The sequence below is a fragment of the Quyinboa mangrovi genome, assembly GCF_042219825.1.
Taxonomy (GTDB): domain Bacteria; phylum Bacteroidota; class Bacteroidia; order Bacteroidales; family UBA5342; genus JBHJHP01.
The window spans coordinates 592809-607296 of record NZ_JBHJHQ010000002.1 but is presented as its reverse complement, the minus strand read 5'-3'; the positions used below and the strand labels follow the sequence as shown (position 1 = coordinate 607296).

The window sequence follows — 14488 nt, the reverse complement described above, 5'->3', positions numbered from 1 at the left end:
TTAAAATCCACTAGTTTTTAGCGTTTGTTTTGTTTGGTGTTGTCTTTCTTCGGGTATTTCTTTTTACCGTTGCTTTCTTTTTTTCCTTATTCTTTACATAAATCAGTTTATGTTTACTTTTGGGATTATCTCTCTGTTCCAGTTCAAATTCACCAATGGATTTAATCAACGGAGTCAGTTTTTGAAAGCCGTAATTTCTGGAATCAAAATTTGGTTGTTTTTTCTGTAGTAAACTCCCCACATCACCCAGAAATGCCCAACCATCATCATCCGAAAGATCAGAAATGGTAGTGGCAATCAGTTTAATCTCCCGGACAGTTATTTTATCTACGGAATCTTTATTATCATCCTTATCGTTACCGGAATCACTTTCCTTAGACTGATGCTTAAGAATTTCTATGTAAATAAACTTATCACAGGCAACAATAAAGGGATTAGGTGTCTTTTTCTCTCCAATGCCAATAACCAGCATCCCGGCTTCTTTTAAACGGGTAGCCAGTCTAGTAAAATCACTATCGCTCGAAACCAGGCAGAATCCGTTTACCTTTTCAGAATAAAGAATATCCATTGCATCGATTATCATGGCTGAATCCGTTGAATTTTTACCTGATGTATAACCATATTGCTGTATTGGAGTGATGGCATTTTCAAGGAGTATGTTCTTCCATTTGGATAAATTAGGTTTGGTCCAGTCACCGTAAATGCGCTTAATGGTAGGATTACCGTATTTGGCAATTTCTTCCATCATTTCTTTAATGTATGCCGACGGGATATTATCCCCGTCAATTAAGATTGCTAAATTCATATTTTTTGTTTGTGTAAAGGTAGTTATAATTAATGGGGACTGTATTTCTCAGCTGAATACTTTGTGGTGCAGACTTATTTTTATTGTTTTAATGAACCGAATCCAAATCCAGAAACATTTAAGAAGTAAAAATTTCAGTTATATTTCCTGCTACTTCAAGCCCTGCATTTCTTCCCCTATCCTCAAATATAACATTTCCCTTTTTATCTGTGAGCCTGATGTCAATTTCGGATGTCATGCTTTCATTAATCCGGCCTTCCATCAATCCGGCAATAGGAGAAGCCAGTTCTGCTTCATTTTCACGGTGAGCCAAAACTGTTAGTACATAATGTCGATTCTTAAACATCAGCTTAACGCATTTGCGATCAGCAAATGACCTTAAAAGTTTGGTTCCGTTATAAGTAGTGAATTTATATAACTTATTATTGACCCAAACACCAGCGATGAAACCTGTAAATGAACTGCGGAGCCATGGAATTTTTGCAACTGAGGCTTTAAAGGAAATTCCATCATTTGAAAAATGATTGCTTTGTATCCAGAAGTAGGCGGATGGAAAGGTATGCCCCCAATCCTTCTCGATATATCCTTTCCCATCTGTAAAATCTACCTCTTGCCCTTTATATTTCAATGCCCCGCTTATGTCGTGATCCAGACTTATAATACCGTGGTAACACTCCATAAAAGGCACAAATGTGTAAGGTCCCATAATTCCCGGAGCATAAAAGTGATCCGTCCATTCCACAGGATTACTGAAGGTGAGCGAGCCAGAAATTTCCGGCATGTCGAGTACTAAACTTTGCGGGGTAAAAAGATTGGAACCAAGTTGTATCTCAAACCGGTCGGTTTTGTAACTGAATGCTGAATAATCGAATTTATAGTATTCCGAAGAATTTTCCTTCCCGTCAAGGACCTGAATAAACCCATGCCGGGTCCCCTTTTTATCCATCGCAACTCCGGGAATAACGGCTATTGCCTTTTTCTCGTTGGCAGTAATCAGCTTATAATACCACCCCTCAAAATATCGTTTTGTTTTTCCAATTCCCTGATAACGTTCCGGATGGAACAGTACGCTGAACTTACTTAACATAAACTGTTATTTAGAGTTTTCCGGAGCAATAAGTGTTTGTTTGAGGTTATATTTCAAATGTAAGGATTAAATTTTTAATCCCAAACATACTTCCAGCTTCCATCCTTTTGCTTCTTCCATATGGTATGAAAAACACCTTCAAATTTCACTGTATCATTTGTCTCTGAAAGGGCCTTCCATATATACCTCCCGTAAGTGTAAGCTAATGTACCATCATCAGACACATCCACAAACTCCGGAGTCCAGGTAAGGCTTAGGGGATCGATGCCACGATCAGTGTAGTATGCCTTTATGTTTTCCCTGCCGGAAATCAGCGTATCATTTAATCTTTTTATGACAGCATTTTCATCTGCAAAACAGAAGAAAGCTTCAGCAAGCCCCTTTCCTGCCACCATGTTTTCAAATGCTTTCTCTGTTTGAATTATTTCTGACTTCATTTCTTCCTTTTCAGTTTTATACTTACAGGAAAATAATAAGATCCCGGATAAAACAAATGCTAAAAGTATTTTCATGCTTAAAATGTTAGTCATTTTTTGTTACAAAATAAGGTACAATATCTGTGCGTTGAATTTTGGATGATTCCATTTGAACTGAAAGATCAGCTCCTCCACCCTTCTGAAAAAATTCAATTTTTAGAGGATGTTTCCCTTTCTTTAGTTTCAGCGCTCCTTCTTTTTCTGTCAAACCATGCAAACCATCGTGATCAACAACTACAGTGTTATCAATGTAAAATCTACTGCCATCATCCGAGGCAAGGTAAAATGTATATGTGCCGGTGGCTGGAATATCCAGAAAACCTTCAAAAAATAGTCCATAATCAGTTCCCGGAGTAGGGATCTTGCTTAAACTAATCGTGACGCAAGATCCTGAATCCACGGGTTCAATCCTTTTGAATTCAGGCAATTCACTCCAGCTTCCCCTATATAGTTTATATCGCAGTCCTGTATTTTGGTGAAATTCAGATTTTGACACCACGGCACTGCACGCACCATTACCACCAGGATAAGCAACAGCCTGTATTGTCATGGGCAACTTTAAATTTAAAGGTGTAGTAAACAACTTCGACTTATCAGTTGGTTCAGTTCCATCCAGTGTATAAAATATATGTGCATTCGGAGTTGACTTTATATCCACCAAAACTCTTTCTTCTGATCCGTTATTAACCTTCCTTGTTTGTATTTCCGGACATTCGGCAATATTCCCCGACAACTTTAGTAAATCGTATTGTGGTAAATATTCAGGTTGGTTCATAGCAACTTCCTGTATCACCTTCAATGCATTATTCCAGCGTGAATTAAACCGGTGTATTTCTGCATTGAGTTTTTCTGGATAATATTCTATGAACTGACCAAACTGTGAAAGTGCCGTTATATCTCCGGACTGAAACTTTCCTCTGTCCCAGCCATGTGTCACCCTGAAATCCTCAAAGTTACGCATGTATTTTAATCGCCCTCTCATTTCAGAGAGCATGGCAGGATCATTATCAGAAAATTCAATTTCAACATTCACCCGTTTATTTACTGATTGCTCCGGAACGTAAACCACCAAATCAAATGTATTGCCGTTATAAAACCATGAGCCGAACTGCTGTTCTTTACTGTATTTCATAGCTGTACCATTTACCAGGACACTTAGCGGAGGAAATGTATTGGGAAAGCGAAGTTCATAAGCCCGCTTTGAAAACATACCTGGAAATGAGCCTTCAACAGGTGAAATAGTCAGTCTTAATTTGTTTGTGTCTTTAATAAAAGTTACCGGTGTTACAGAAAATGCACTGTTTTTAAAGTTGTTATTATTCCCTTCATCTTCATATAATCTTAGACTCCCTGAACTTCCCGGATACACAGAAAGAATTAACGGATCTGTTGTCCCGTTTTTAACCCGTTTCATTTTAGTCTGCATAGGTATTATTGCACCTTCCTTTATGAACACAGGAATATCTTCAATTGTACAAGGGAAATCAATAATCTGATCACCATTAAACAGACTCCCCTTACTCATTTCAAACCAACTACCCTTTGGTAACCAAACCTTCTGCATCGTATACAAACTATCCTTCCCTAGTGGCTTTGTCACCGGAGCAACCAGCATGTCGCGCCCAAACATATATTGGTGCGTAAACTGATAAGCTTCTTCATCCCCGGGATAGTCATAATACATTGGATGGACAGTTGATACGCCCGATTCATAGGTATAATATGCTTCATTGTAAATATATGGGATCATGGTATACCTTAACTGATAGGCATCGCGCATAATTTTAAAATAATCAAGCGGGTAAGCCCATATTCTACGTTCAAGTGCAGTATCTGACGTACAATGTGTTCTGAATATCGGACTGAAAATACCCCATTGTATCCACCGTGTGTACAATTCGGGGGAGCCAGGTTTTCCCATGTGACCGCCAATATCATGACTCCAGTAGCCAAAACCAACATTTGCTGCTGTAGCTGTAAAATATGGCTGATATTGTAATGATTTCCAGGTAATATGGGTATCACCTGAAAAACCGATCTGATAGCGATGATTCCCCAGTCCTCCCCAGCGGTGAAAAATTAACGGCCGTGCTTTACCCTGACGTTCCATATCGCTGTAATGCACATAATTGAGATAAAAAGTGGGATTAACGCCTGGGATATTTGTATTTCCCCATTGCTGCCAGTCCAGCCACCAGAAATCCACCCCATCCTTTTCAAAAGGATGCAGTATAATGTCCATATAATTGCTCGCAAATTTTTTATCGGTGATATCGAACGGCACGTATTTCTTTGTTTTCGGATCAATGCCCATGGCCTTTGCCATTTCAGGATATTTGGCTTCAAAAGGCTGAATACCGGACGCGGGATGCAGATTCAGACAAGTCTTTAAATCCTTCTCATTCGTCCATTGCAGAAATTTTTTCGGATCGGGAAAATAATCCGTATCCCAGGTATAACCTGTCCAGCCAAAGGTTTCTCCTGCCTGATCCCGTTGAAGCTGTCCGTTTTTAAAAAATTGCGGAAGCGATCTGTAATGCCAGTCAATATCTATAACCAACACATCCAGAGGTACATCATGCATCTCAAATTCATCTATCAGATCCCTGAATTGAGTATCGGTGTACTGACGATACCTGGACCACCATGCACCGAAAGCAAATTTAGGTGGCAGAGCAATTTTACCGGCAATTGCTGTAAAATCCTTTAAAGCTGTTTTATAATCAGTTCCGTAAACGAACAGGTAATAATCCTGCTGACCAATTTCCCGTCGTGCCATCACCCAGGGCCAGTCTGAATTATCGAACAAAGGACGATCCGAATCATCGACCATCACCCATCCATCCCTCGAAATTATGCCCTGCTCAAGGCTTTCAGGCGCACCATCCACGTTATCCAGCGTGCGTGTTGTTCCCAGTAAATTTCCGGGATTTGCCTTTCCGGGACACCATGTTCCTTTGTTTCCGTAGGGACTAAATTCTACATTCAGATTCTCTTTTGTAAACCTGCCTGATCCGGTTTTATAGGTCAGGGTTAATACACCGGTCCTTATAACTAATTGCCCATCCGTTTCTTTAGTTTCAAATTCCGGAACGGGCAACCTCCTGTTTACAAAGGTTAGCGTTGCATTATCCGTAAAAGATCCACCAGGTGCCCATTCCATCCGGATCACCCGTGGCGTTAATACCGTAAACCTTGCGTTTCCGGATATGACAACTGCATTCGGATCAGCCACAGGATCATATTCAACGGCAAAGGCACAAAATGTTACGATAAAACTAAGCAGCACAGGAAAAGCAAGCGTTTTCATTATAATAAAATGTTAGCAACAGGATTAAAAAAAAATAAAGTTACATATTTATAATATAACCAGACCTTCTATTTTACTCATATTCGGACTTATAATACTTGAGGTTGAAAACTATTCATATTTCATGATGGGTTTAAGATTTTCTCCATTCATTTTTTTCTATTTTTAGCGTTGCGACTTCATATAAAACAGAGCATACGAATGAAAATTCATTTTATAGCCATTGGAGGCAGTGCCATGCACAATCTTGCCCTTGCCCTTCATCATAAAGGTTACGAGGTTACCGGGTCGGATGATGAGATATTTGAACCCTCAAAGTCACGGTTAAAAGCGGCCGGTATTCTTCCGGAAGCATGGGGCTGGTATCCGGAAAAGATCACAAAAGAACTGGATGCAATTATACTTGGAATGCATGCAAGAAAAGACAATCCTGAATTGCTGGAAGCGCAGAAAAAAGGCATTAAGGTTTATTCTTATCCCGAATATCTTTACGAACAAACAAAAGATAAAAAACGTGTGGTAATTGGTGGCAGTCATGGCAAAACTACCATCACGTCTATGGTAATGCATGTACTGCGCCATCAAAATATTAACTTTGATTACATGGTTGGTGCTCAACTGGAAGGCTTTGACACCATGGTAAGGCTTAGCCACGATGCAGAAATTGCTGTTTTCGAAGGGGACGAATACCTGTCCTCGCCTATCGATATGCGTCCGAAGTTCCATTTATACCAGCCACACATTGCACTCCTTTCCGGCGTTGCCTGGGACCATATCAACGTATTTCCCACTTTTGATGAATATGTGATGCAGTTTCAGACCTTTGTGCAACTCATTGAGATAAGAGGTGAACTGGTCTATTTTGAGGCAGACGAAATACTGAAGCATATTGCACGTCAGTCAAGAAGTGATATTAGAAAAACACCGTACGGTACACCTAAATATAAGGTGATTAACGAAGTTATGAATCTGGAAACAGAATATGGTCCTGTCCCCCTGAATGTATTTGGGGAACACAACCTGCAAAATATCGAAGGCGCAAGAAATGTCTGCAAGGCTTTAGGTGTAAACGATAAAGATTTTTATGCTGCAATTGAATCGTTCATGGGAGCCAGCAAACGTTTACAGACTCTGGCTAAAAACGATAACCTGGCCGTTTATCTTGACTTTGCCCATTCTCCATCCAAACTGAAGGCAACCGTTGATGCGGTTAAACTTAAATATCCCGATAAAACCGTTATCGCCTGTATGGAACTGCATACATTCAGCAGTCTGAAAAAAGATTTTTTACCACAGTACTCCGGCTCAATGGAAAAAGCTGATGAGGCCAACGTGTATTTTAATCCGCATGTGGTTGAACATAAAAAGCTGGATCCCATAACAAAGCAGGACGTAGCCAATGGATTCAACGGAAAGAATGTAACGGTTTATGATCATTCGGATCAACTTATAACTAACCTTAAAACAAAGGATTTACGAAATTGCGTCGTTTTATTAATGAGTTCGGGCAATTTTGACGGCGTGGATTTAGCTACCTTTGCACTGGAATTGGCAGAAAAATATGATTGATCAGTTTACCATAGAAAAGATTCATGATGCGGCTCGCATTGAAGAGGTGGTTTCGGAGTATGTAACCCTGAAACGCAGAGGGGTGAATTTTATCGGGTTGTGTCCTTTTCATGATGAAAAAACACCGTCTTTTACAGTCTCGCCATCCAAGGGCATATGTAAGTGTTTTGGCTGTGGCAAAGGCGGAAATGCCGTTAATTTTCTGATGGAAGTAGAACAGATATCTTATGTGGAAGCACTTAGGATTCTGGCAAAGAAATATAATATCGAAATCCAGGAAAAAGAGCTGACAACTGAAGAAAAACAATTTCAGAATGACCGCGAAAGCATGATGGTGGTCAATGAATTTGCTGCTAAATATTTTTCGGATCAGCTGAAAAAGGATGAAGGCAAAGCTGTTGGACTGAGTTATTTTCTGGAGCGTGGTTTCACTGAAACCATTCTTGAAAAATTTCAACTGGGCTACTCACCCGAAAAAAAAGATGCACTTACACAGGAAGCACTTTCAAACGGATACAAACTGGATTACCTTGTAAAAACCGGGTTAACAGTTAAAGGTGAAAATTATCAAAGCGACAGGTTTCGTGGTCGGGTCATATTTCCTATACACGGACTTTCGGGCAAAGTGCTTGGTTTTGGCGGTCGGATTCTGAAATCGGATGCCAAAACAGCCAAATACCTGAATTCACCGGAATCGGAGGTTTACCATAAGAGTCGTGTTCTGTACGGGATTTTTCATGCAAAAAAGGAAATTGTAAAACAGGACCGCTGCTACCTGGTGGAAGGCTATACCGATGTACTTTCATTTCATCAGTCTGGGATTGAAAATGTGGTGGCTTCGTCAGGAACAGCTTTGACGCCCGATCAAATTCGCCTGATCAGTAGGTTCACAAGTAATATTACAGTAATCTACGATGGCGACCAGGCGGGAATTAATGCTTCTATCCGCGGAATTGATCTGATACTTGAACAAAATATCAACGTAAAGGTGCTGCTACTTCCCGATGGCGAGGACCCGGATTCATTTGCCAAATCACACAGCTCAACAGAACTGATTGCCTATATCGGGCAAAACGAAACGGATTTCATCCATTTCAAAACGAAACTTTTGCTGGAAAGTGCCAAGGGTGATCCGGTAAGAAAAGCCCAGCTTATTGGTGATATTGTCAAATCCATTGCTATTATTCCGGATGGCATTATCAGATCCGTTTATATTAAAGAATGCAGTAACCTGCTGGATGTACGCGAAGAGGTACTATACACCGAAATCAACAAGATAAACCGACAACGCAGGAACGAACAGTATAAACGTAACTCGTACCAGCAGCAGGATCAGGTTACGATTCAGACACATCAAACACCTCAGGTTCAACACCAAAGAACTGAAGTAAACTACGAAGAATATGAACTGATAAAATACCTGGTTCGTTACGGAAACCTGGAAATCAATTTTGAAGTTCAGGATGACAAGGGAGAAGTTGCAGAAAATGTTGGGATCAAAGTGAGCGATTTCATCATTAAATCCATCGATGAAGATGACCTGCAACTCAGTATTCCTCTTTATCAGAAAATTTTTGACCTGTATCGTGAAAATGCTGAAAACGAGGGGTTCGATCCACAGCGTTTTTTTACCAATCATGCACATCCTGATGTTGCACAACTTGCCGTGGATCTGACCACTGAAAAACATGTATTAAGTAAGATATATACCAAATCAGCCAGTATAGAAACAACAGAAGAACGCTTATCTGAACTTGTTCCAAGGGTGGTTTATGACTTTAAACTAAAAGTGGTTCAGACATTACTGAACCAAAAGCTGGAACTTCTGAAAACGGAAAAAGACAGTGAAGTACTGATGCAGACCATGACAGAGATTCAAAATCTGAATGAGGTAAAAAAACAGTTGGGAAGCATACTGGGCGGAAGAATAGTTATTTAGAGATATAAGACACAAGATATAAGACACAAGATATAAGACGCAAGACTATTATAAATTAGAAATTACAATCTTTAAAAGATAATCCTGTCTCTTGGTTCTTGGTTCCAAAATAAAAAAATGAAAATACTTGTTGTATATAATTTGCCGCGTGAAGGGTTTAAGGCATTAACAGATGCGGGACATGAAGTTGTATTTCCTGAAGAAACCAAATTCTCATCAGATCAGCTACTGAAAAAGCTGCATGATATAGATGTAGTTGTATCAGTATTTACTGAACCGTTTACGAAGGAACACATCGAAGCTGCGCCAGATCTGAAACTTATAGCAAATTACGGTGTAGGATACAATACCATTGATGTGGAATGTGCTACAAAAAAAGGCATAACCGTCACCAACACGCCTGATCCCGTGATTGAACCAACAGCAGAGCTGGCCATGGCACTGATGCTGGCTATTTCAAGAAGAGTGACAGAACTGAACCAAAAAATCAGGGTTAAGGATGGGCTGAAATGGGGCATCATGGAAAACCTTAGCACTTCCCTTGAAGGTAAAACTCTGGGGATTATCGGCATGGGAAATATCGGGCAATCCCTGGCAAGAAGAGCATTGGCTAGTCGGATGAAGATCATTTATCACAACCGCCACAAACTGGATCAGCGCATTGAAAAAATTTACGATGCTGAATATGTGGATCTGAATACTTTGCTATCCACTTCAGATTATATTTCATTGAATGCTCCGTATACCAAAGCAACGCATCATATTCTGGATAAGCGTGCATTTGAGAAAATGAAATCCTCTGTTTATATTATCAATACGGCCAGGGGACCGCTAATTGATGAAGCGGCGCTGACGGAAGCGTTACAAACCAAACGCATTGCGGGTGCAGCCCTTGATGTATTTGAAAACGAACCGGAGATCCATCCCGGATTATTGAAACAGGATAACGTTATTATGGTTCCTCATGTAGGGACAGGAACCATTGATACCCGTATTGAATTGGGTAAAAGTGTATCGAAAAACATTCTGAATTTCATTTCGGGAAAAGGAAAGATTGATATGGTGAATTAAGCTTATATTTCCCCGGGTTACATCATCTGCTATTTGCATAGAATATTAACATTTACTACATTTAACTTCCTTTTCCAGCACCATCGAAAACTACGTTCAGAAAGGCAAATTTCAATTGAGTAAAATTTTACTCATACTTGTATAACAATTAACCTAATACTAATTTTAAATTTTTTAAAATGGAAAATCAAACAATCAATCCGGAACAAAAAAGTGACCGGAATTTTGTAGCAATGCTTTTACTGTGTTTCTTTCTTGGAAGTTTAGGCGTACACAGATTTTATGCCGGTAAGATAGGCACAGGTATTTTAATGCTTATAACAATTGGAGGATTGGGAATCTGGACTATCATTGATTTCATAATGATTGCAGTTGGTAGTTTCAAAGATAAAGAAGGCAGATACATTAAAAATTAAATCGTATAAAAAGGAATGGTTGCAAAATCATTCCTTTTATATTTTTACCCTAAAATAATAAGCCTTTACAAAAAATTTGAATTAATAAATAGTCTGCTTTAAATCATAAGCAGAACTGCTGATTCCTGTGGTATCTGCAACGACAAAATCAACCGACAGATTTTTGAAATGAGTGCTACCTGCGGGATTTTCTGAATAACTGCTTTTCCCAACAGTTACACTTACGGAAGTGCCCGGTCCGGGAGCATCATTACTGGTTTCTTCAAGGTAAATTTTGTATGTCCCCTCCGGTACACGGTTTCCCATATAATCTTTCAGGTTCCAGGCCACATCAAAGGTCTGCGTACCTAAAATGGTAGCACCTGTTACAGCATCTGTCGTGATCCCCTTGGATGAACCATACCATTTTACCAGATATTGTTTTCTTGCCTGTGCATAAACGGCCAGAGATGTTACAAATTCTCCATTTGAATCTTCTACCCATACCGCCATAACATACCTTGGCGCATAACGTCCAGAAAGATTGGCAGTGGAAAATTTGAAATTAAGATGATCTCCGCTTATCGTCACATTTGTTGATCCTGACGGATTTGAAGTTGATTTTTGACAGGCTGTAAAACCTAAAACAACGAAGAGAAATATCAACACTCCCCATAAAATGTTCCTTCTGTTCATATTCTTAACTGTTTAATTAAAATCCAATACTTTATACAGCAGTTGTGTAAATACTATTCAATCAACGTGCTGTGCGATTAATTGTACATGGGAAGTAATTGAGATCAATTAAAAAAATTGTAAAAATCGTTTACATATTTATTTGTTTGGAATATGAACTATTCTTTAATTATGGACGCATGCTCCGATGTGAGCATTCGGTTATCACCTGTAATAAGGATACATTCCACGCCTCTCAGCTTATTGATCAGCATTAAGCCGGTCTCAGGCCCCAATACCGAAACTGATGTTGCCAGTCCGTCTGCCAGTTCCGCATCGGGACAAATGATGGTTACACTTCTCATTTTTTCAACCGGCCACCCGGATTTTGGATCAATAATATGCGAAAGATTAGCTGTATCAGTCTGAATGTGATATACGTAGTCGCCCGAAGTGACCACAGCCATATCACTCACTTCGAGCCAACCAAGGGCTTTGGAACGATTATCGGGAGAGGCAAGTCCTACTTTCCACGGCTCACCATTATTTGAACCCCAGAACAAAATATCGCCGCTGGCATCTACATAGCCGTTTTCAATTCCCAATGCAGTCATTATGCCTTTTGCACGGTTTGCCGCATATCCCTTTCCGATAGCTCCAAAACCTATCCTCATTCCCTTCTTCTTCAGGAAAATTGTCGTATCCTTCTGATTAAGTATGATATTGTGATAGTCAATAAGACTTTTCAAAGAGTCGGCCCTTGCATGATCCGGAACTTTACCGTAGCCTGACTTAAAATCCCATAACTTATCGGTAACTGCGTATGAAATATCAAATGCACCATCGGTGAGCCGCGATAATTTAAGGGAACGTTCCACCAGATCATACAATTCAGGATCAACCTTAACCGGTTTTATTCCCGACATATTATTGACCTGCGAAGTTTGTGAATTGGATCTGTAAGAAGATATTAACTCTTCTATGCGTGAAATTTCAATAATGGCACGCCGAATGGCTTCATCTGCAACTTCAGGATCTTCATGCAGCGCACATATCTCAAAGGCTGTTCCCATAAGCGTTAAATCCTGCTTATGTTCCATTAATTTGTTCTGACCAGAAAGTGTAAATACGGAAAGAACAGCTGCAATGCAGATCAGAAAGAATTTCATTTTTTATGAATCCCGTCGTCCAGTAATTTTATGAAGGAGGTTACCGGAATATCCTTGTAACCTGTAGCAAAAACCCTCTCTCCCTGTCCGTTAACTACTACCAGGTAAGGAAACTGACCATCCTTATCATATTTATCAGCCAGCGTTTCATTAAATTTTTTCAGCGGTTTTTCCTGCTTAGTACGATACGGAAAGTCTGCCTGATATAATTTAAAATCTTTAGCATATTGCATGAATTCATTCGAATCCAGTAGTTCAGCTTTCATTTTAATGCATGGCTTGCACCAGTCTGAACCCGAAAAATATATCAAATATAATTCCGTAGAGGGTTCATTAAAATTTACCTTTGTATAATCCTGCGACCACTTTTTCTCTTCGGCATGTAACGATACCATTACCGTCAACACCATCATTATCAAAGCTATTCTTTTCATTCCAGTACTATTTTTTGTGTCCAGACAAATTCATTTGTTTTAACCTGTAAAAAATATGCGCCTTTATTTAATGTGGGGTCTCTGTCGAATTTTAAGGTTTGCTTCCCTGAAAGAATAACACCTGAATAAAGTCTGTCAGATGAACGTCCGGTCAGATCGATAAGCTCAACAGTTGTAAAAAGAGGTTTTGAAAACTCAACGTTCATGTTCAGACTTTCCTTTACAGGATTTGGATAAAAACTTATTTCCGGGTTGCTATCCAATCCATTAATTGGGGTTGCATCATTACTGGTGTATTCCAGTGTCATATTTTTATAATAGGTATCACCGGTTGGATTCTCTGTATAACTGCTGCCTCCTACTGTAAACTGAATACTTTTTTTAGGTCCGGCGCTATTCTGACTTGTAGCTTCAATCATGAGAATATAGGTTCCATCGGGAACACGGTTTCCACTATAGTCTTTCAGATTCCAGGTAACGTTATAAGTTCTGAAACTGCTTACAGTTGCACCTGTAACCGCATCACCCTTTATTCCTTTCGAGGCCCCATACCATGTAGAAAGATACCCCAGACGTCTGTTTCCGTAAACGGCAAGACTGTTAATATAGTTACCGTTTGAATCTTCTACCCAAATGGCAATAACGTGCCGTGGTGCAAAGTTGCCCGGAATATTGGATACATTCACAGAAAATGAAATCTGTGAATCGCCCTGAGTCTGTGCCATTGCAGGAAGAAACAATACTAAACTTAATGTGATGTAAAAAAATCTTCTCATTCCAATACTATTTTCTTTGTCCAAATAAATCTGTCTGTTTTCAGGGTAATAAAGTAGTTACCTGCCTTTATCATTGGGTCCCTGCTAAAAGTTAACGTTTGGTCACCAGCAAAAATCATACCTAAAAATAAATCATCCACTGTTTTACCACTGAGATCAACCAGATCAATATGCGCTAAGGCCGGCATGGACAAATGACTTTTCAGTACGATTTCATTCTGAACCGGATTCGGATACACTGTAATTTCCGCTTGACTAAACACCTTGCTGACAGGTGTATTATCATTTGTAACATAGTCCAGTTCAAGATTGGTAAAATGTGTATCACCTTCAGGCTTTAAGGTGTACGCTGCCCCTCCAACCGTAAATTCAAAACTGTAATTCGGACCTTCCCAATCGTCACTTGTTGCTTCAACCCACATCACATAGGTTCCATCAGGCACCGTATTTTCGTTATAATCTTTTAAATTCCAGGTAACGTTGTAAGTCTGGAACTGTAGCTGCGTCGCCCCGGTAACTGCGTCAGCCTTTAATCCTTTTGATGCAGCCCACCAGGCCCAAAGGTTTCCCAGACGTTCATTTCCATAAACAGCCAGACTGTTCACATAATTACCAGTCGCATCCACGATCCAAATCGCCATAACATGTTTAGGAGTGTATGGCCCCTGAATATTCGAAACATCAACTGTAAAATCCACTCTTGCAGTATTCTGAGCATTCACCACAACTGGCAGAATCATTAAAAAAACCAGGGCTCCGAATATCTTTTTCATAATATACTT

General features: G+C 39.7%; 13 protein-coding genes. 4 read left to right on the top strand and 9 right to left on the bottom strand.

Annotation, left to right across the window (positions count from 1 at the left end):
• Nucleotides 1-10: 10 nt before the first annotated feature.
• From ACE1ET_RS05840 to ACE1ET_RS05825, 4 genes are all read right to left on the bottom strand, one after another.
• Nucleotides 11-805: an NYN domain-containing protein gene (locus tag ACE1ET_RS05840; RefSeq protein WP_375727428.1), complete on the bottom strand. Its 795-nt coding sequence runs from the start codon at nucleotides 803-805 to the stop codon at nucleotides 11-13.
• A gap of 118 nt (nucleotides 806-923) precedes the next feature.
• Entirely contained in the window at nucleotides 924-1892 is a 969-nt protein-coding gene (locus ACE1ET_RS05835; protein ID WP_375727427.1) for a tocopherol cyclase family protein, read from the bottom strand.
• A 74-nt stretch (nucleotides 1893-1966) separates the two neighbouring features.
• Nucleotides 1967-2404, bottom strand: a complete 438-nt coding sequence (locus tag ACE1ET_RS05830; protein ID WP_375727426.1) for a YybH family protein — start codon at nucleotides 2402-2404, stop codon at nucleotides 1967-1969.
• Nucleotides 2405-2414: 10 nt separating this feature from the next.
• On the bottom strand, nucleotides 2415-5678 hold the full coding sequence (locus tag ACE1ET_RS05825) for a TIM-barrel domain-containing protein (protein ID WP_375727425.1): 3264 nt from the start codon (nucleotides 5676-5678) through the stop codon (nucleotides 2415-2417).
• A 201-nt stretch (nucleotides 5679-5879) separates the two neighbouring features.
• Here ACE1ET_RS05825 and ACE1ET_RS05820 point away from each other — a divergent pair, with 201 nt between their 5' ends.
• The 4 genes from ACE1ET_RS05820 to ACE1ET_RS05805 all read left to right on the top strand — a co-directional run bounded on the left by ACE1ET_RS05820 (nucleotide 5880) and on the right by ACE1ET_RS05805 (nucleotide 10673).
• Nucleotides 5880-7247, top strand: coding sequence for a UDP-N-acetylmuramate--L-alanine ligase (locus ACE1ET_RS05820; protein WP_375727424.1), 1368 nt, complete (start codon nucleotides 5880-5882; stop codon nucleotides 7245-7247).
• On the top strand, nucleotides 7240-9186 hold the full coding sequence (gene dnaG, locus ACE1ET_RS05815) for a DNA primase (RefSeq protein ID WP_375727423.1): 1947 nt from the start codon (nucleotides 7240-7242) through the stop codon (nucleotides 9184-9186). The genes ACE1ET_RS05820 and dnaG overlap by 8 nt, the downstream gene beginning before the upstream one ends.
• A gap of 117 nt (nucleotides 9187-9303) precedes the next feature.
• On the top strand, nucleotides 9304-10257 hold the full coding sequence (locus ACE1ET_RS05810) for an NAD(P)-dependent oxidoreductase (RefSeq protein ID WP_375727422.1): 954 nt from the start codon (nucleotides 9304-9306) through the stop codon (nucleotides 10255-10257).
• Nucleotides 10258-10436: 179 nt separating this feature from the next.
• Nucleotides 10437-10673: a TM2 domain-containing protein gene (locus tag ACE1ET_RS05805; RefSeq protein WP_375727421.1), complete on the top strand. Its 237-nt coding sequence runs from the start codon at nucleotides 10437-10439 to the stop codon at nucleotides 10671-10673.
• 81 nt (nucleotides 10674-10754) lie between these two features.
• Here ACE1ET_RS05805 and ACE1ET_RS05800 read toward each other — a convergent pair whose 3' ends face one another.
• From ACE1ET_RS05800 to ACE1ET_RS05780, 5 genes are all read right to left on the bottom strand, one after another.
• A complete protein-coding gene (locus ACE1ET_RS05800) occupies nucleotides 10755-11348 on the bottom strand; it encodes a DUF2271 domain-containing protein (protein WP_375727420.1) in 594 nt (197 codons plus the stop codon).
• A 158-nt stretch (nucleotides 11349-11506) separates the two neighbouring features.
• Nucleotides 11507-12496, bottom strand: a complete 990-nt coding sequence (locus tag ACE1ET_RS05795; protein WP_375727419.1) for an FAD:protein FMN transferase — start codon at nucleotides 12494-12496, stop codon at nucleotides 11507-11509.
• Entirely contained in the window at nucleotides 12493-12930 is a 438-nt protein-coding gene (locus ACE1ET_RS05790) for a thioredoxin fold domain-containing protein (protein WP_375727418.1), read from the bottom strand. The genes ACE1ET_RS05795 and ACE1ET_RS05790 overlap by 4 nt, the downstream gene beginning before the upstream one ends.
• Complete coding sequence (locus ACE1ET_RS05785; protein WP_375727417.1) at nucleotides 12927-13706, bottom strand: DUF2271 domain-containing protein; 780 nt, start codon at nucleotides 13704-13706, stop codon at nucleotides 12927-12929. The genes ACE1ET_RS05790 and ACE1ET_RS05785 overlap by 4 nt, the downstream gene beginning before the upstream one ends.
• On the bottom strand, nucleotides 13703-14479 hold the full coding sequence (locus ACE1ET_RS05780) for a DUF2271 domain-containing protein (RefSeq protein ID WP_375727416.1): 777 nt from the start codon (nucleotides 14477-14479) through the stop codon (nucleotides 13703-13705). Before ACE1ET_RS05780 ends, ACE1ET_RS05785 begins: the two co-directional genes overlap by 4 nt.
• Nucleotides 14480-14488 lie beyond the last annotated feature (9 nt).